This is a genomic window from Asaia bogorensis NBRC 16594 (assembly GCF_001547995.1).
Taxonomy (GTDB): domain Bacteria; phylum Pseudomonadota; class Alphaproteobacteria; order Acetobacterales; family Acetobacteraceae; genus Asaia; species Asaia bogorensis.
Window position 1 is genome coordinate 844366 of record NZ_AP014690.1, and the last position, 19058, is coordinate 863423.

Annotated in this window: 14 protein-coding genes; 5 read left to right on the forward strand and 9 right to left on the reverse strand. The window is 62.7% G+C overall.

Going from position 1 to position 19058, the window contains the following annotated elements:
* Positions 1-81: 81 nt before the first annotated feature.
* Genes Asbog_RS03795 through Asbog_RS03810 form a run of 4 tightly spaced genes read right to left on the reverse strand, consistent with a single transcriptional unit; the run spans position 82 to position 6915 of the window.
* Positions 82-2151 (reverse strand): glutamine amidotransferase, encoded by a 2070-nt coding sequence (locus Asbog_RS03795; protein ID WP_062164131.1) that lies wholly within the window; start codon positions 2149-2151, stop codon positions 82-84.
* Positions 2148-4952 (reverse strand): DUF4159 domain-containing protein, encoded by a 2805-nt coding sequence (locus Asbog_RS03800; RefSeq protein WP_062164132.1) that lies wholly within the window; start codon positions 4950-4952, stop codon positions 2148-2150. The genes Asbog_RS03795 and Asbog_RS03800 overlap by 4 nt, the downstream gene beginning before the upstream one ends.
* Positions 4949-5884, reverse strand: coding sequence for a DUF58 domain-containing protein (locus Asbog_RS03805; RefSeq protein WP_146926475.1), 936 nt, complete (start codon positions 5882-5884; stop codon positions 4949-4951). Before Asbog_RS03805 ends, Asbog_RS03800 begins: the two co-directional genes overlap by 4 nt.
* A gap of 2 nt (positions 5885-5886) precedes the next feature.
* Positions 5887-6915: an AAA family ATPase gene (locus tag Asbog_RS03810; protein WP_023978963.1), complete on the reverse strand. Its 1029-nt coding sequence runs from the start codon at positions 6913-6915 to the stop codon at positions 5887-5889.
* A 98-nt stretch (positions 6916-7013) separates the two neighbouring features.
* Here Asbog_RS03810 and Asbog_RS03815 point away from each other — a divergent pair, with 98 nt between their 5' ends.
* The 3 genes from Asbog_RS03815 to Asbog_RS03825 all read left to right on the forward strand — a co-directional run bounded on the left by Asbog_RS03815 (position 7014) and on the right by Asbog_RS03825 (position 10931).
* Positions 7014-7736, forward strand: coding sequence for a DUF1285 domain-containing protein (locus tag Asbog_RS03815; RefSeq protein ID WP_371861663.1), 723 nt, complete (start codon positions 7014-7016; stop codon positions 7734-7736).
* Positions 7737-7805: 69 nt separating this feature from the next.
* Entirely contained in the window at positions 7806-9077 is a 1272-nt protein-coding gene (locus Asbog_RS03820) for a CCA tRNA nucleotidyltransferase (protein WP_062164134.1), read from the forward strand.
* Positions 9078-9158: 81 nt separating this feature from the next.
* Complete coding sequence (locus tag Asbog_RS03825) at positions 9159-10931, forward strand: ABC transporter ATP-binding protein (RefSeq protein WP_231944689.1); 1773 nt, start codon at positions 9159-9161, stop codon at positions 10929-10931.
* Between the two features lie 111 nt (positions 10932-11042).
* Here the strand turns inward: Asbog_RS03825 and Asbog_RS03830 are convergent, their stop codons facing one another.
* The 5 genes from Asbog_RS03830 to Asbog_RS03850 all read right to left on the reverse strand — a co-directional run bounded on the left by Asbog_RS03830 (position 11043) and on the right by Asbog_RS03850 (position 17599).
* On the reverse strand, positions 11043-11531 hold the full coding sequence (locus Asbog_RS03830) for an RNA pyrophosphohydrolase (protein WP_062164135.1): 489 nt from the start codon (positions 11529-11531) through the stop codon (positions 11043-11045).
* Between the two features lie 81 nt (positions 11532-11612).
* Positions 11613-13154, reverse strand: a complete 1542-nt coding sequence (locus tag Asbog_RS03835; RefSeq protein ID WP_083510935.1) for a S41 family peptidase — start codon at positions 13152-13154, stop codon at positions 11613-11615.
* 192 nt (positions 13155-13346) lie between these two features.
* Entirely contained in the window at positions 13347-14933 is a 1587-nt protein-coding gene (locus Asbog_RS03840) for a murein hydrolase activator EnvC family protein (protein ID WP_146926477.1), read from the reverse strand.
* A gap of 7 nt (positions 14934-14940) precedes the next feature.
* Positions 14941-16479, reverse strand: coding sequence for a 2,3-bisphosphoglycerate-independent phosphoglycerate mutase (gpmI, locus tag Asbog_RS03845; protein ID WP_062164137.1), 1539 nt, complete (start codon positions 16477-16479; stop codon positions 14941-14943).
* A 181-nt stretch (positions 16480-16660) separates the two neighbouring features.
* The gene (locus Asbog_RS03850; protein WP_062164138.1) at positions 16661-17599 is read right to left on the reverse strand and encodes an SMP-30/gluconolactonase/LRE family protein; all 939 of its coding nucleotides are present in this window, start codon (positions 17597-17599) and stop codon (positions 16661-16663) included.
* Positions 17600-17984: 385 nt separating this feature from the next.
* Here Asbog_RS03850 and msrB point away from each other — a divergent pair, with 385 nt between their 5' ends.
* Positions 17985-18383, forward strand: a complete 399-nt coding sequence (gene msrB, locus Asbog_RS03855) for a peptide-methionine (R)-S-oxide reductase MsrB (protein WP_023978954.1) — start codon at positions 17985-17987, stop codon at positions 18381-18383.
* A gap of 32 nt (positions 18384-18415) precedes the next feature.
* Positions 18416-19057, forward strand: a complete 642-nt coding sequence (upp, locus tag Asbog_RS03860) for a uracil phosphoribosyltransferase (RefSeq protein ID WP_023978953.1) — start codon at positions 18416-18418, stop codon at positions 19055-19057.
* Position 19058: the final 1 nt, after the last annotated feature.

Sequence of the window (19058 nt, forward strand, 5' to 3'; positions counted from 1 at the left end):
GAATCGTGGGACATTCATGTGAAGTCTCGAGTGGCGCATGGGTTGACTATAAATGATCGTTAACAAGCTGGCGACTCCCTATCAGCGGCGAAGCCGCCCTTCGCGCCACCAGCCCAGGAAAAGAAGCGCCAGAACCCCGCACAGCGCGAGCCAGGACGGGACAATCTCTGTCAGGCGGCTCGACGAGGCAACAGGCACCATCTGACGTGGAAAACCGATCCACCCCGCGCCAGACATGGCCGTACCGCGGCCAGCATCGGCAATCTGCCTGATCGCAGGGGTGGCGGTATCAGGGCCAAGCCAGAGGACAGCTCCATGCGACTCTTTCGCCAGAGGCGAGAGGCGCAGGGCAGTGGCGCGCAGATCGGCATCCTCGATCGGGTTGCGGCTGGCCTGCGCCGCAAAGGCGGTGAGACCATCCTGCCGGATGGTCCAGAGCCCATCCTGATCCGTGACGGGATAACGGGCCTCGAATACGCCATTGCCCGACGGCTTGAGCATCAGGGGGAAGGTGCGCCCATCGGGTGCCGTGATCATGGCAGGCCCCGAGAGATGCTCGCTGTCACTGTGACGCTCGACGTGCAGGCTGTCCTCGCCAATTGTCGCACGCAGCTGGTTCTCTTCCAGGTCCGGCTCCTTCATGAGCCAGTGCGACAGACGTTTGAGCAATTCGGCCTGCGGGCCGCCGCCGCCCTCGCCGCGTGACCACAGCCAGAGCTGATCGGAAAGCAGCAGCGCCACGCGCCCTTTCTGTACCGTATCGAGCACCAGAAGTGGCTGCTGCTCCGGCCCGGTCAGCAGGGGGGTGCCCTTGACGCGGTCGGAGGCGAGCGCCCGATACCAGGGGCCCCAATTGGTCGGCAGCCCCGCCGTCACCGGATGACGCTTGCCCGATGGCGTAAGCTGCGGAACGAAACGCTCCCTGATCACACCATCGCCAGGCACATGGGCAGGCAGGATATCGGCAAGAGGCGTGTCCTGAAGTGTGCCGTCCTCGGTGAATTCCGGTCCGGCAGTCAGCAGCAATCCACCCCCTTCGCGCACGTAATCCGCGATATTGGCGAGATAATCCTGTGGCAGGATCCCGGCATTGTGGAACCCGTCCAGAATGATCAGGTCGAATTGCTTGATACGGTCCTGAAACAGCTCCTTGATAGGAAACGGAATCAGGGCAAGATCGGAAAGCGGGGTGCCGTCATCCTTGTCGGGCGGACGCAGAATGGTGAAGTGCACCAGATCGACCGAGGGATCGGCCTTCAGCAGCCTTCGCCAGACGCGCTCACCCTGATTGGGTGTTCCCGAGACTAGAAGCACCTTCAGCCTGTCGCGCACGCCATTGATGCGCACGATGGTGCTGTTGTTGCGCGTGCTGACTTCACCGGCAAGCGGCGCGGCATCGAGGGTGACCAGTGTCTCGCCGGGGTGCCGCACGGCCACGGTAATATCGACGGGTTCACCCGACAGGGCGTCGATATGGCGGGGCGGCTCATCGCCCTGATGCACGGTAAGGGTGACAGGCTGCCTGCCCGTTACACCGAGGTCATCCACAACGACGCGCAGCTGGGCTTCCTTGCCGACAAGGGCGTAGGGGGGAGCCTGCAATACGCGCAGGCGCCGATCTGTTTCCTCGCCCTTGCCCGTAAGCAGGACATGAAGCGGCAGGGTCCTGCCATCGCGTGTGAAAACCGAAGGCAGGGCTGACGGGATGTCATGCACCATGCCATCAGTGACCATAATGGCACCGCTGAACCGTCCCGGCGGCAGATCGGCCTGGGCGATGGCATCGAACAGACGTGTGCCATGGCCTGAACCGCCCGCAACATCGACAACATGCAACGTCAGGCCGGGAATGTCGTGGGCTGCCTGTTGCAGTGTGCGGGCGGCCTTATCCGCGCTGTCAATGCGGCCACGAAGGGCCATGGACGGCGAATGATCCACCACCAGCAGCACATCCTGCGGGGCTGCCTCGAAAAATGGCCGGCTCAGCCGTGGGCCGCTCAGCCAGAACAGCACAAGGAGAAGCGCAAGCAGGCGTGGCACACTGCCCGGTGCGCCACGAAAAAGCGCATAGGCACCGACCACCACAACCAGCGCGGCAGAACCTGTCAGCAGCCAGAAAGGCAGGAGCGGCATGAAGGTGAGATGGATCATTGCTCCATCCTCTTCAGGAGTTCGGGCACGCGCATCTGGTCGGCCTTGTAATTGCCGGTCAGGGCATAGAGCAGCAGATTGACGCCAAAGCGATAGGCCTGTGTGCGCTGCTCGTCACCACCGGGGATCACGGCGTAGGGGGTGTTGCCCTGGGCATCCATCGCCCAGGCATGCGCCCAGTCACCGGCACCGATAATGATGGGGCTGACATCGTCATTGCTGTCATCGCCGCTGCGGGCCACCCAAACAGGCAGGCCCTGAACACGGCCGGGGAAATCGTGCAGCAGGTAAAAGCTGTGGGCAAGAACGTGATGATCATCGAGCTTTGACAGTGGTGGGACCACCAGACCTGCCGTGGCGCGCCGCAGGGCCGAGCGCATCTGCCCTTCATCCTGCGTGGAAAGATCGGAGCCCGTGCCCTGTGTGTCGAGCATGAGAATACCGCCATGCGCCATGAAGCTGTTGAGGGCCGCCGAGCGTCTGGAATCTTCCTGCACATCGTCGGTGATCGGCCAGTAAATCAGGGGATAATAGGCAAGATCATCCTTGCCGGGGACCAGCCCGTCCGGATGGCCCATCACGGCGGAGGAGCGATCGGACGCGTAGTTGGACAGGCCTTGCAGACCCTCACGGGAGGTCTCGTCGATATCGTCATGACCCGTCAGCACATAGCCAAGCCGTGTTTCAAGCGCGGCACCGGGAACGACGCCGTGGGTCACCCCGGCATGTTTCGGGCTCTCGTCATCTTCCTGCGCGGTCGCCGGAGAGGCATACATAGTGCCGAGCAGGATCAGGGCTGACAGAGTAAGGCCTGCGCCTTTCGCGCCAGTGCGGTTTCTGCTCTCGGTATGACCCCGGCCGGGGCCCCCCAACAGCCCACGCAGCCACAATGCCACAAGGCAGTCGGCCAACAGCATCACCAGCGCCATGCCCAGAAGCCACGGCGCAAGAGGCCGGTCGGGCGAAACATGGTCGGGGGTGAGGCTGCGCCCCATCAGAGGCGCTGCTGCGATCGGGGGCAGATGATTACCCAGATTGAAGGCCCGGCGCGACAGATGCGGACCATAATAACCCGGCGGGTGCTGGGCGTCAGGGCGCGTCGTGGCGAGTGTGCCCACATCGAGAGGGCGGGCAGCTTCGGGGGGTGGAACAAGCTGGCCATTGGCATCGAGCATGGTGAACGGAACAAGCTGGCGCAGGGCTGTCTCGTTCTGCTGGCCGAGCGAGCGCTCAACCAGACGTTCGAGCATGGCAGGAAACAGACCGGAAAGCGGCAGGCTCGACCAGTCTGAGGTGCCGGTAACATGGAACAGGACCAGCTCTCCCTGTCCGAACGCACTGGCCGTCACCAGAGGCGTGCCGTCACTCAGTCGGGCCCAGACATGCGCACCGAGATCGGCGGTGGGTTCAGCCAGAACCTGTCGCGTCACTGTCACCTCATGGGACAGGGGCAAGCCCTCGAAAGGGGAATGTTCGGCAAAGGCGGCAAGGACCTGTGGCTTGCCCCATGACATCGGGCCACCAAGCTGTCGCATGCCGCTCATGAGCGGCACCGGCAGCAGGGTACGCGCCATGTCATGTGCACTGGCCTGTGCATCGGCCGCCAGAACGGGGCCGGCGAAACGGATCAGCACCCCACCGTGACGCACCCATTCCGCCACATGCTGGCGTGTCTGCTCGTCGGCGAGGGTGCCATCTGTCGCGATCAGTACCGAGAGCTTCATTCGCAGCAGGTCATCAGCAGCGCCACGGTGCAATTCACCTACCTGGCTGATGGCTTGGGACAGAAAGAACCCCTGTCCCGTCAGCGGGGTATCCTGCGTGCCGGGAGTGAGCAGACCGACCGGATGCCGGTGCTCACCTGCATCGAGCAGGGCAATGGCGGCGGGACCGGGGAGAGGCGTTGCATCGCGTTCGAGAACGAAGCGGGCGGCGCGATTACGCAGAAGCGGGGGCAGCGGCAGGTCCAGCGGCGTGGTCTGACCGGTGGGCAGCGGAAAAATCCCGAGCGTGCCACCATTTTCCGACCGTGCCCTGATCTGCAGTCCGCCCGATGCTGTGGCGGGGCAGGACAACCCGCTTGTGGTCGCGGTGAAATTATTATCGGCAGCGCGATGAACGCTCAGCATCATCGTGTCGCAGCCCGGCCAGCGCATGTCACTCACCGTGCCATTGAAGCTGGCGAGCGCCTTAGCAAGGCTCGTATCGCCGCCTGTTGCTACGCCATCCGAGATGAAGACGAGATCGGACTGTGTCAGCGCGGCGCTGTGGCTCAGAGTATCGATCTGGCTGGCCGTATGGACGCGATCCGTGGGCCATGAATGGGGGGCGAGGGCAAGAAGACGCTCTTCGAAACGCGGGCGATCACGCGTGGTGAAGGGCGCAGGGGACGTCCCATCGGGGTCAGGGGCAGTCAGAACCAGCGTGACGGCGTGTCCTGCGCGAAAGCTGCGCTCGGCCAGACTGCGCGCTGCGCGGATGCGCTCCTGCCAGTGCGGCACGGCGGCCCAGCCATTATCGAGCACCAGAACCAGATCATGGCCGCCGCCTGCGCTGATTTCGCGCCCCAGCCAGACGGGCTGCGCCAGACCGAGGATCAGCAGGGCAACAGCGAGCAGGCGCAGCAGGAGCAGCCAGAGCGGTGAACGCGCCGTATCGGTGTTTCTGGCTTGCAGACGGCGCAGGATCTGGAGCGAGGGATAAGCCAGATCCTTCGGCGGCGGTGGGGTCGCCTTCACCAGCCAGTAAAGCAGGGGCAGAGCGATCAGCCCCGCCAGGGCAAGGGGGGTCAGGAAGATCATGGACGCAGGCTTCCCCCGCTCGTATGGCCCCCGCTCAACCTTGCATGCAGGCCCAGAAGGGCGGGCATGAGTGGCTGGTCCGTATGATGAAGGGTAAAGCCGGTGCGATGCGCCTCGGCCAGGGTCGCCAGCTGATCGAGATGGGCCTGCATGGCACGTTCATAGGGCTCCGCCAGAGTTTGGACCGCTGGCAGAACAAGCTGTCCCTCATCCTCAAGGCTGTCAAAGCTGATACGGCCTGCGTAAGGCAGGCTTCGCTCGGCGGGGTCGAGGATGCAGAGAAGCTCCGTACGGGCTGGTCGGGCTGCAATATCGCGCAGGATCCGGTCCAGGGTCTCGGGGGGTATCAGGAAATCACTGACCAGAACGAGCTGCCCATAGGCGCGCAGCGTGTCGAGCTGGGGCAGGGGCGTCGAGGCGGCAAACGCCAGATTCTGTCCGAGGCGTGAGAGGGAGTGCGGCCCGCTGACGGAGCGTCCCTGTTCTGGCCCATTGAGCAGCGTCACGCGCTCGCCACCATGCAGCGCGGCGGAGGCCAGCGCCAGAGTGGCAAGCTGGGCCTGCGTGGTCTTGAGCGGCAATTCGGGGCGTGAGCGCCAGTTCATCGAGGGCGATGGGTCACACCAGAGGGAGAGGATCTGCGCCCCTTCGGCCTCACGCTCACGGACCCAGAGCTGGTCGCTGCGGGCGGACTGACGCCAGTCGATACGATGCGCCGGTTCGTGGTCATGGGCCGGGCGGTATTGCCAGAAATCCTCACCTGCGCCAGCGCGGTGCTGATGATGCACGCCAGCACGCAACTGCCGCCCGATGCGCTCTGCCTCGATGACCAGGGACGGGAGGAGGGCTTCCGCCTCCGGGTATGACCCGGCCTGCGCAGCGGGAGATGGCTTTGCCTCGCTACGCCGCCATTTGCCGAAAAAACCGCTCACGATCAGAGAAGCGCCTCGACAGCCGAGGCAATCAGCGCTTCCACCTTCTGTCCCGCGGCGCGCGCGGGGAAGCTCAGCGCCATACGATGAGCGAGAACCGGCTCTGCCAGTTCCGCCACATCATCGAGGCTGGGTGCCAGACGCCCATCGAGAAGCGCCTGGGCACGGCAGGCAAGCATGAGCGCCTGCGCCGCGCGCGGGCCCGGCCCGTAGAGCAGCGACGTGCCGATTTCGGGCTTGTAGGCCGTTTCGGGGCGCAGACCACGTACGAGGGTCAGGATGGCTTCGAGGACTTTTTCCCCTACGGGCAGACGCCGCACCAGGGATTGCGCCTCGATCAGATCGGCCGGGGTGAGAAGGGTCGGGGCGCTCGCTGTTACAGCACCGGTTGTCTGGAGCAGCATGTCGCGCTCGGCATCGCGCTCAGGGAAGGTGAGCGCAATACGCAGCATGAAGCGGTCAAGCTGGGCTTCAGGCAGGGGGTAGGTGCCTTCCTGCTCGATGGGGTTCTGTGTTGCGAGAACATGGAAAGGGCGAGGCAGAGGGTGATTTGTGCCTGCCTGGGCCACTTCATATTCCTGCATGGCCTGAAGCAGGGCGGATTGCGTCCGCGGGCTGGCACGGTTGATTTCATCGGCCAGGAGAAGCTGCGTGAAGATCGGCCCGCGGACGAAGCGGAAGAAACGACGGCCGTTTTCGTCCTCGTCGAGAATATCACTGCCCGTGATGTCCGATGGCATCAGATCCGGCGTGAACTGCACGCGGCGTGTATCGAGGCCCAGAACGCGGGCTGCGGTACTGACAAGAAGCGTCTTGCCGAGGCCCGGTGCGCCGATCAAAAGCGCGTGACCCCCGGAGAGGATCGTGACCAGCAGACGGTCGATGACATCGCGCTGACCCAGAACAACCTGGCCTATGGCCTGCCTGACGGCACCCAGCTGGGCGGTCAGTTGCTCGACATAAGCGAGATCAGCCGGGTTTTCATCCGGGCGGTATCCGGCGGGGAAGGAAGAGAGATCGTTCTGGCTCATATTTGCCAATCTGACAGTTCCGGGGGTTTCATCAAGCCATAAGACGACCCAACTTGCAGCAGGAGACCAAATTTTTTGGACCGTGAGCGGAGAGAACCTTGAAGGACGGCGTGGTTAAACAGGCGACAGACGGCGCAGAGCGTTCTGCGACTCATGAAGCCGGGTTCCCGACCCGTGCAGGTTGCGAGGGCCGGTCATCCGCTGGTTCAGTTCCTTCCGGCGTGGATCGTGCCGGCGCGATGCGAGCGGAAGGGATCGCAGATCAGGGCGCGTCCGATATCGGGCTTGCCCCGCTGGAAAGGACAGGGGGCGAGCAGGCACCTCGTGCCCTGCCTTTTGTCATCCGACGCGACGGGACGTGGCTGTATCGGGGCTCGCCCATACGCCGCAAGGAAATGCTGTGTCTGTTTGGCTCCATGCTGACACGTGACGCCCAGGGGCAGTTCTGGCTGAGGACGCCGACTGAGTCTGGTATCATACAGGTGGAAGATGCCCCGTTCATCGTGCGGGAACTCGATTTTCGTGGTGGCTGCGGCCGTCAGCAAAATCTGTGCCTGCGCACCAATATGGATGAGCTGCTTTGCGTTGGGCCCGCCCATCCCCTGATTGTCGATTGGGACCATCCGCCATCGGAAGATTGCGCGGCCATACCCTATGTTCAGGTCCGTCGCGGCGAGGGCGACCAGCCCGTGCTCGCCCGGCTGTCGCGCCCGGTCTATTACGAACTCGTGGCCCTTGCTGTGCCCGGTCATGTTGGCTGTCGCCCCTGCATGGGCGTATGGAGCCATAATCGCTTTTTCCCGCTGGCCCCCATGCCCTGATCGGGCTTGGCGTGGGGCGGCGGGCACGACAGCCGTTTTTTCTTCTGTTCCGGAACCTGATCAACAGCCGTGCCTCATCTGAGCCTTCTCGACAAACTGCCTGATCGTTCGGGCCTCGATCGCCTCTGGCATATCTTGCCGCAGGCGCGTCTCGTTGGTGGATCGGTGCGCGATCTGCTCATCGGGCGTGATGCGGTGCATGATCTCGATCTGGCAACCCCGGAGCCCCCCGAGACGGTTCAGGCCCTGTTCGAAGCGGCGGGAATCAAGACGATACCGACCGGGCTGGCTCATGGCACCGTCACAGCGCTGATCGATCATGTGCCCTATGAAATCACGACATTGCGGCGTGACGTGCAAACGAACGGACGTCATGCTGAGGTTGCCTGGACGACAGACTGGCAGGAGGACGCAGCGCGACGCGATTTCACGATCAATGCGCTCTTCTGTGACCGTCATGGCGACATACATGATTATTTCGGGGGGGTTGAGGACCTCGCGGCGCATCATGTGCGCTTTGTGGGCGATGCCGCCCGCCGCATTGAGGAAGATGCGCTGCGTATCCTACGGTTTTTCCGTTTTCAGGCGCGTTTCGGAGGCACCGGCCCGCAGGATCGGCCCGATGCGGAAGCGATACGGGCAATCACCAGCCATGCTGCCCTGATCGATGGGCTCTCCGCCGAGCGTGTGGCCAGCGAGATACTGCGTATTCTCACAGGGCCCAATCTCATGCGCAGCCTGCATCTGATGGCCGATACCGGTATCCTGCCTCGCCTCCTGCCTTCGGCAGACTTGCCGCGTCTGGCCCGTGCACTCGATGCCGATGTCCCGCCCGATGACATCCTGCGTCTTGGGCTGCTTGCTGACACGCCCGATCTGGCCGAGCGGCTTCGGCTGTCGGGCAGACAGGCGCAGCGCCTTGACCGTATGAGCCCATCTACCCCGCTGCATGGTTTCGATGTGCAAGGGTATGAAACGCAGAACCCGTTGATCCTCGCCCCCTCACTGGGCGACCACGCGCTTCGCATGCTGCTGTCCTGTCATGACCGGCAGACATTGACCGACCGTAGCTGGTTTGCACAGGCTGAGAGGATAGCCGATGTCTCGTCCAAGGCATGGAACACATTGAGAGACAGGCTTGCACAGCTTGAGCGTCCGGTTTTTCCGCTGGCCGGGCGTGATGTGATGGCCGCTGGTGTGCGACCGGGGCCGGCCATAGGAGAGACTCTTGCCCATCTGGCTGCCTGGTGGCGCAGCCAGGGCTGTCTGCCCGACCGGATGGACTGCCTTGCCGAACTGAAAACGCGCCTGCCTCTTTCGTCACAGGGCGCAGGGGGGTAAACCGCAGGAATGAAAACAGCGCAGCCTGCAGCCCAGACCCCTTTGCGACGCATCGACCCGCAGGGGGTGCAGGGACGCCAGATGATCTTTCGCATCTGGCGTGAGGAAGTCCGTCATCATGTCGGGCGTCTGGCCGCCGTCGTGGTGCTTACGGTTCTGACCGCCGGGCTGACGGCTCTGTATCCGCTCGTTATCAAGCGCGCGGTGGATATGTTTGCGGTGCATGACCCGCGTATTCTCTATCAGGTGCCTGCTCTGGTGGTGCTGGTGACAGGGCTCAAGGCCGCCACGCAATATGGCCAGACCCTGTCCGTACAGGGGCTCGTTCTCGTGGTCATACGCGGCTTGCAGTCACGCATGTTCGCCCATGCTCTCACAGCCGATATCGCCCGTATCGAAAAAGAAGCACCCGCGCAGTGGGCTGCGCGCTTTACCACCGATGCGGTCTCGATCCGTGAGGCCATGATCCGCGCCGTCAATGCGCTGGGAGATGTCGTGACCGTGGTCGGGCTTGTTGCCTCCATGATCTATACCGATTGGGAGCTGAGCCTGATCGCGCTCGTGCTCTATCCGGTGGCCGCTGTGCCGATACAGAAACTTGGCAAGCGTGTGCGTCGCGCCTCGGGAGGTATGCAGGAGCAGATCGGTGAGACGGCGACATTGCTCAATGAGAGCTTTGCGCTGGCCCGTCAGGTGCGCGTGTATCGTATGGAGGATAGCGAAGCACGACGTGTGGATGGATCGCTGGACCTGCTGCACAACGCTTTCTGGCGGATTTCACGCGGGCGGGCGCGTGTCGATCCTGTGCTTGAGGTGCTGGGTGGCACGGCTATTGCTGCGGTGCTCGGTTTCGCCGGCTGGCGTGCCGCGATGGGTGGCGCGACGCTGGGTGATTTCACGGCCTTCATTGCCGCTCTTTTTGCGGCTTCGCGCCCCTTGCGCGCCCTTGGGTCGCTCAATGCAGCCCTGCAGGAAGGTCTCGGTGGGCTGGAGCGTGTTTTTTCGGTCATCGACGAACCGCCAGCCGTGGCCGAACGCACGGATGCGCGTCTCCTGCCGCCGGGGCATGGACGCCTAGTGTTCGATCAGGCCGGGTTTGTCTATCCCGATGGCCGCACAGGTTTGCGTGGCCTAAGCTTTGATGTGCGACCGGGCTGGACCGTGGCGCTGGTCGGGCCGTCAGGGGCCGGTAAATCAACGGCGTTATCGCTCATTCCGAGACTTCATGACGTCAGCGCTGGGCAGATTTTGCTCGACGGGGTGGATCTGCGTGATCTGAAGCTGTCCGAGTTGCGCGACGCCATTGCCTATGTCAGCCAGGACACCACACTTTTCGACATGTCCGTGCTTGAGAACATTCGCATCGGTCGCCCCACGGCCAGCCGTGCAGAAGTCGAGGCGGCTGCCCTTGCGGCGGCAGTCGATTTTGCCGACACCCTGCCGCAGGGGCTCGATACACGGGTTGGCCCGGGTGGTCAGCGTCTTTCGGGTGGGCAAAGGCAGCGTGTGGCGCTGGCGCGCGCGCTGCTGCGTGATCCGCGTCTGCTGCTGCTGGATGAGGCGACAAGCGCGTTGGACTCAGAGAGCGAGGCCAAGGTTCAGGCCACATTGGCCGATCTGCGCCGTGACCGTACCACCATCATTGTGGCGCATCGTCTGTCGACGGTTAAGAGTGCGGACCTGATTATCGTCATGAGCGAAGGCGCGGCCGTCGAAATGGGTACCCATGCCGAGTTGCAGGCGCAGGGCGGACTCTATGCCCGCCTCGTGCGTAACCAGTCGCTCGATCTGGTTGAGGCCGCACCGGAGGTTGTGCTGGAAGCCGCCACGCTCGAGATCATCGACGCCCCCTGAGGCACTTGTCTCCTCTGAGGGGGCGGGTGTGAGCCGGGGGAGCTGTTTCCCCCGATGACTGCCTGAGGCGCGCAGGCTCTTTATTGTCTGCGCCGGGCTTTATTGAAGTTTCTAGACCGCTGGAGGCGCCAAAGCCGCCAGGGCGGGCAGGATCTGCTCGTAAAGCGGACGCTTGAAGCCCAGATTATAGGTTGTCACGTCCCGGGGGCGAACCCACTCCCAGCGATCGAATTCGGCAGGTTCAGTGCCATCTCCTGCCAGATCGATGGCGCTGTCAGGCTCGGCCATGCGCATGGCAAACCAGCGTTGCGTCTGACCGCGATATCGTCCTCCGAGTGCCTTGCCAATCAGATGGGCGGGCAGGTCATAGGGCAACCAACCGGGATAGCTGCCCAGCAGGGTGGCATGACGCAGCCCGGTCTCCTCACGCAATTCACGATGTGCCGCTTCTTCCGGAGATTCGTTCTCGTCAATCCCGCCCTGAGGGCATTGCCAGACATCACGCAGATCGGTCCGTCTGGCGAGGAAGAGGGCGCCCTCGCGGTTGAACAGCATGATGCCCACGTTGGGGCGATAGGGAAGCGTGGCCGGATCGATCATGGCGTAGGGCTCGGATGGAGTTGAAGCGTCAAGCGGAAGATATGAAACCGGCCCCTCGAAAGGGGCCGGTGCCAGAAAAAATCAGTGCTGCGTGGAAGAAGAACCCGGAGCAGGGGGCTTCTGATCCTTGCCCGCCGCTTTTTCTCCGGCGGCCTTGTCGTCAGTCGCCTTTTCCGGGGGCTTCGCATCGGGGGTTTTTGCAGCAGTCTTGTCAGCAGCCGGTTGCCCCAGAGGAAGGGCTTCATCAGGCAGCGATGCCATGGCGCGGACCACACGCAGACCCTGCTGCAGCTGGAAGTCCGTCGCCGGCTTGGCCGGGTCGAAACGAGGCCAGTTATCGGCAGGCGCGTGGGGGATGCTTGCCGAGATGGAAGGCAGGTCGGTCCGTGTCGGGGCCTTGTTCTTGTTACCGCCTGTATTGGTAATGATATGGGCCAGATCGGCTTCACGATAGCCGTAGCCATCGTCGTCCTTGCTTTCCTTGACCACGATATCGGGCGCGATGCCCAAAGCCTGAATGGAGCGGCCCGATGGCGTGTAGTAACGCGCCGTTGTCAGACGCACGGCACCATGGCCCGGCACGGGAATGAGCGACTGCACGGAGCCCTTGCCAAAGGATTTCTCGCCCACCAGAACGGCGCGGCGATGGTCCTGAAGCGCACCGGCCACGATTTCGGAGGCCGAGGCCGATCCGCCATCGATCAGCACGACAATCGGCAGCTTGCCTGTGATGTCGGTGCCTTTGGCATCCCAGCGACGGTTGTTTTCGGCGTGACGCCCGCGGATCGAGACAATCTCGCCTTCGGGGATGAAATCGTCACTCACAGCAATGGCCTGATCCAGTTTGCCGCCGGGGTTCAGGCGCAGATCGAGCACAAGACCCTGCAGCTTGTTGCCCGACTTTGCCTTTAGCTTGTCATAGGCCTCATGCAGTGCGGTCTCGGTGTCGTCGTCGAATTCGGAAATGCGGATATAGCCGATATTGCCATAAAGCGACGAGCGCACGACCTGCACATGCACGACCTCGCGGGTCATGGTGACCTTGAGCGGCTTGGGCTCTTTCGCGCGAATGATGGTCAGGGTGATCTTGGTGCCCGGATCGCCGCGCATCTTGGTCACGGCCTGATCGAGGGTCAGACCCTCAAGCGACTTGCCATCGACTTCGGTGATGTAATCGCCCGGCTTGAGCCCTGCGCGCGAGGCAGGGGTGCCATCGATGGGCGAGACCACACGGATATGGCCGTTCTGCTGCTGAACCTGCACGCCCAGACCGCCGAACTTGCCGCTGATCTGGATCTGCATCTCCTTGAACTGCTTCTCGTTCATGTAGGAGCTGTGGGGATCGAGACCGCCCACCATGCCATCGAGGGCGTTGTTGATCAGATCCTTGTCGCTGACAGGCTCGACATATTCGGCGCGAACAAGGTCGAGCACGGTTCCGAACAAGGTGAGTAGGCGCAGGGTTTCGCTGTGGTTGTCAGGGTCGGCCGCGACTTCCTTGGCGAAGGCCTTGCTGCTGATCATCTGCCCGAGGCTCGGGGCCATGGCGGCTTCCAACGCCGGACCGGCGGTGATTCCGGCCAGGAATGCCGTTCCGAGCAGCAGACCAGTGCGGAGCTTCATGCAATTCATCCCTTGAATCCGGTACGGAGCCTGAGGTCCGGTGCCGATCCTGTTAGCGTCTGTCTTTCAGCGGAGCCTGAACACCAGAGCCTCCACCGCACTAAGATCTGAAATCTATAGCGATATTAACGCAGTCTGTCGAAACAACACAGAATCGCCAAGAGGGGTTCTGGCGTCGCGTGAGGTTACCCTTCAGAGATAGGGGCCGGGATCGATGATTTTACTTCCCGAGCGCAGTTGCACGAAGAGTGCCCCGCCGCCACCGCCCATGGTGCCGAGCGCAGCATGGCGGCTGATAGTCTGCCCCGTCGAGACGGAAAGCCCTCCCAATCCTGAGAGCACGAAACGGAAATGATGCCCGCAATCGAGAATGATCATGTTGCCGAATGACCGGAACGGTCCGGCAAAGTCGATCTGTCCTGCACAGGGCGCGCTGACCGAACTCCCGGCGCTTGCCTGATAGGTTATGCCACTCGCCGGGCCGCTCTCGGTTGTCTGGTGCCAGGCGGTGAGTATGCGACCGGCTACGGGGCCATGTCCGCCGCCCCGTGTCACGCCATTGCCCGAACTGCTCAGGGCGCGGGCCTGCGTGCTAAGCGCGCGCGCCTTTGCCTGCTGGTTCTGCCTTTCCAGTTCTCTGGCCTCGGCTTCCATTCGTGCCTTGATGCTGGCCTGCGCCTTGTCGATGGCTGTCAGCGCATCCTCGAGCGTCGCGGCCTTTGCCGTTGCCGCTGCGATTTCATCATGAGCCTGCCGGGCTCTTGCCTCAGCCTCGGCCTGCTGGTGGGCAGCGGTTTCCATCCGGCTGGCGTTGAGATCGCGCAGAGCGGCCAGTTTGCGTTTTGCGGCTTCCAGCGCCGTGTTCCGGTCTGCGAGTTCGTGAGCCGTCTGATCCAGGAGCGTTTTCTGGCTACGCAGATCTTCCGCCTGCCGGGTGGTCAGGCGTGTCAGCCCCGCAATCACGCTCAGGCCCTGAACCGCATCATCGGCCTGCCCCGAGAGGGCAACGACAGACGTGCCGGGATAGCGGGCAAGGCGCAGGGCGACAGGCAGAATGGTCTGGAGGGCAGCGCGGCGTCGGGCAAGCGCCAGACGCTGATCGTTCTGTCTTGCCGTGAGTGAGGCAATATCGGTTGTCAGGGCGTCGATCTGCTTTTGCGTTGCGTCCAGCTCGTTCTCGGCCTGATTGGTCAGGGCAGAGTAACGTCGGGCCTTCTGGGCCTGCAACGCAGCCTCCTGAGCAGCTCGGGCCTGATCCTTGCGTCGGGTTTCAATAAGGGCCGCCTCATTGGCCTGACGGGCCATCAGGGCCTTCTTGTCTGCAATGGCCTTGTCGAGCGCCTTCTGGTTGGCATTGCCCTGTTTCGTATGGGGTGTCGCCCCCGTTGCTGGCGATAACGCGGCCAGCGCAAACCCAAAGCCCAGCGTCACGCTACCAAGGCGAAACGCCCTTGCGAAACGTGTTGCGCACAAAGACGCAGCTTCAGGCGCGGCAGCGGCATGATGGGTATCGGCAGGAAAAGAGGCATCCTCTCGTGAGGTATCTCGCCCTGAGGGATGCAGAGGCGCGAAGAGGGCGATGGTGCAGCGCCAATTGGACGAAATCGGAACAGAGGGCGAGTGGGAGGTGTCCTGAGAGAAGCCCCCGCTCTGACCTAGTGTCTCGCGAGGTTTTTCTCCCCAACGGGCTCTCAGACGGGCAGGATGAACCCACCCGCCCGTGAAGCGCATTTTACCGAGGGCTGAACAGCCGGTCAGGATGAGGCTCGCGACCGGCACGGCGGATTCAGCCGTTGATCAGGCACTTGCCGGTCATCTCGGCTGGCTTGGTCAGGTTCATCAGGGTGAGCAGCGTGGGAGCCAGATCAGCCAGACGTCCGTCATGGATGGCTGTGACGCCCTTCGCACCGTGAAGCAGCACCGGCACCCGGTTGAGGGTGTGGGCCGTATGAGCGCCACCGGTAACCGGGTCGCGCATGGTCTCGCAATTGCCGTGATCGGCTGTGACGATCAGCGCGCCGCCCATCTTGTCGATGGCATCGACAATACGGCCGAGCCCGGTATCCACGGTTTCGCACGCCTTGATGGCGGCTGCCAGCACGCCGGTATGGCCCACCATGTCGGGATTGGCGAAGTTCAGAACGATAAGGTCGAACTTGCCGCTTTCGATGGCAGCTACGGCCTTGTCGGTCAGCTCCGGGGCAGACATTTCCGGTTGCAGGTCATAGGTGGCCACTTTGGGTGAGGGGACCAGAATACGTTCTTCACCGGGCAGAACAGCCTCGCGGCCACCATTGAGGAAGTAGGTGACGTGCGGATATTTCTCGGTCTCGGCCATGCGCAGCTGCGCGCGTCCAGCCTGTGAAACGACATCGCCCAGCAGGTGCTCCATCGATTCCTTGGGGAACATGACGCTCATGAACGGTGCCAGAGCCGAGCTATAGGCGGTCATGCCGCATACAGCGGCAAATTTGATGGTTTTCGAGCGCGCAAAGCCATCGAAATCGGGGAAAACCATCGCATCGAGCAATTCGCGGATGCGGTCGGCACGGAAATTCGCGGACAGGATGCCATCGCCATCCTTCATACCGGCGTAGGACCCGATCACGGTCGGCTCGACGAACTCGTCTGTCACGCCCTGGGCCTGGCTGGCGGGCAGAACGCTCAGCGCGTCATCCGCGTGATTGCCAGTTGCGGAGACGATCGCATCATAGACGCGGCTGACGCGTTCCCAGCGATTGTCGCGATCCATGGCATAATAGCGCCCGCTGACCGTGGCGATGCTTGCGCCAGCCGGGAGGGCAGCAGCAAGAGTGCGGATGAAGCCGTCACCGGAATCGGGTGCAGTGTCGCGCCCATCGGAGAACACATGCACGGCCACGGGAATACCGGCCTGTGCCACGATTTCGGCAAGCGCAATGACGTGGTCCATATGGGCATGGACGCCGCCCGTGGAAACCAGCCCCATCAGATGGCAGGTGCCTTTGCTGACCTTGAGCGCGTCGATCAAGGCACACAGGGCAGTGTTGCTGGCCAGCGACCCATCGCGCGCGGCGCGGCTGATGCGTGGCAGGTTCTGCATGACGACGCGACCAGCACCGATATTGAGGTGGCCGACTTCCGAATTGCCCATCTGCCCTTCCGGCAGGCCGACATCCTCACCGCACGCCTTCAGATAGGCATGAGGGGAGCCTGCCCAGAGACGGTCGAAATTCGGCGTATTGGCCAGAGCTACGGCGTTGTCCTCGCGGGTGGCGCTATCGCCGAAACCGTCGAGGATGACGAGCATGACCGGGCGCGGCACGCTGGAAGGGGATGCGGACATGAGTAGTCTCCTGCAATTTTGCGCCCATGATGCCGCATTTTGCGTGCTCTGCGAACTCTCCCCCGGCGGGTTCACGCCATTTTCTGGCTAAGAATGCTGTGAGTGGCGAATGGTGGCCACCCTGTCGGTATTCGCATGCTGATGCATCAGGGCAGGGTGGCTCATCATGAGGCGCGTTCCGTCAGCGCCGGGGAACCAGAAAGACACCGGTTGTGGGGGATTGATGGCGCAGGATCACCGCTTCCCCGCTCGCGATGTCAATACGACGTATGTTGCCGCCCAGATCACTCACAAAAGCCGTTTTCTCCTGCGGATCGATAGCCAGTCCGATTCCTTCATCCAGCCCACTGAAAATGACCCTGTGATTGCACAGGCCATCGGCAGTCACCTCGGCCACGTTGAGACTGTTCCCGTCTGGCGGCGCGCCACGATCCGTCCAGTAGAGACGGTTTGAGGCCGGGCAGAAATGCAGGTCGATAGGCTCAGGCAGATGATCGGCCAGAAGGGTTACATCGTCACGTGAAGCAGGATCGGCCCCTTCGGGCAGGGCGAGCGCCATGCGGAAGATGCGGCCCTTGCCTCCCTTGGGTGGCCCCTTCTGGGTCCAGTAGAGGTGTTGGCGCTCAGGGTCGAGCGTAATGCCCACGCAGTGGCGTGTGATATCGCGTGAGTCTCTGGGGTAGGTCCCGTTCTGGAGCAGAACCTGCAAATCGGCACCATCGAAATGGCTGCGCATGATGCGCATGCCCTCGCGATCGCACCAGTAGAGCCAACCCGCCTGCGGGTCTGCCGCGAGCTGTTTTGGCGTGACGACAAGCCCGTGTCCAACCAGGACTTCATGAGCACTGCCATCATGACGGGCGCGTTCTATGGTGCCATCGGCGACATTGTAATCGGCGCCCATATTGGTCCAGTAGATATGTGTCCGGTCGAGCCAGATGCCGTCGGGTGTGCCCCAGCGCGCATCGCACCGTGAGACGACAACACCCGTCTCCGTGAGAAGCGCCGTGATCTGGGGCGGATCGGTTTCCAGCGTATAGAGCACGTCATAGGCATCGAGCGGGGTGGTCCCGGTTTCTTCGGCGCTGCCTGTGAAAGAGTGCGGGGTGTTGCGGCTCATGATGCCTGCTCCTTGCTGATGGCACCATTGAAACCCTGCATGGAGCGCCCGCCAAGACGCGTTTGCGCGATCACCGTTTGCATCCCCCGCTTCTGGGCCAATGGAGCAAGGGCAGGCTCGGGAAGCTTTGTGAAGAACTTCGCCTGTGGTCCCGGAGGTGGTTTGTTAGGGTATCGCCATATGGGGCATCACGGCCTGCTTGTGGCAGACACCACGCATCCTCCAGCGCGCGCCCTACGGCTTTGAGCCGGGAGGACAATCATTGAAGCAACTGGCAGGGAGGTTGGATGAAACACTCTGGAAGCGGCGCGTTGAGACGCCATATCCTGTGGGCCCGAGCGGGATTTCTCCCGCATGGCCGATGATTTGCGAAGGAAGCGTTTCCATGACCGACGACACCCGAGAGAGCGGCGCAATGCCCAGCTGTGGCCTGCCCCTGACCGCCGAACAACATCGCGTCTTGCGTGAGCATGGCACTGAACGTCCGGGCTCAAGCCCGCTGAATGATGAGAAGCGTGAGGGTGTCTATTACTGTGCAGGCTGCGGCGAGGCGCTGTTCGATTCAGACACCAAATATGAGAGCGGCAGCGGGTGGCCGTCCTTTTTCAAGCCGCGCGATGGCATGACTGAAACGACGGTCGACAAAACGCATGGCATGACACGCATCGAGGTGCATTGCGCCAAGTGCAAGGGGCATCTTGGCCACGTGTTTCCAGACGGGCCAAAGCCGACGGGGCTGCGCTTTTGCATGAATGGTGTGGCGTTGCGCTTTGAACCAAGCTGACAGCGCAACGAATTCACGCTAAGGAACGCCTCATGACTGCCCTTCCTTCCTCCCTGGTCGTGCTTGACCACCCGCTCGTTCAACACAAGCTGACGCGCCTGCGCCAGGCGTCGACCTCGACTGCAGGCTTCAGGCGGCTGACGCGCGAGCTCAGCCTTCTGATGTGCTACGAGGCGACGCGCGACCTCAGCACCGAACCGGTCGAGATCGAGACGCCCTTGGAGCGCATGGAAGGCCGTCAGCTTTCCGGCAAGAAGCTTTGCTTCGTGTCCATCCTGCGCGCAGGCAATGGCATCCTCGATGGAATGCTGGACCTGATTCCGGCAGCCCGCGTTGGCCATGTCGGGCTTTATCGCGACCACGATACGCTCGAAGCCGTCGAATATTACATGAAGCTGCCCGAAGACGTGGCCGATCGTGAATGTATCGTGGTCGATCCGATGCTGGCGACGGGCCATAGCGCCGCAGCGGCCATCGATCGCATCAAGGCGAGCGGCGTGCGCAAGATCATCTTCGTCTGCCTTCTGGCTGCACCCGAGGGGGTGATCTGCCTGAATGAACGACACCCCGATGTGCGTATCGTGACCTGCGCTGTCGATCGTGGGCTGGATGAAAAAGGGTATATCCGCCCGGGGCTCGGTGATGCAGGCGATCGTCTCTTCGGGACACGCTGAG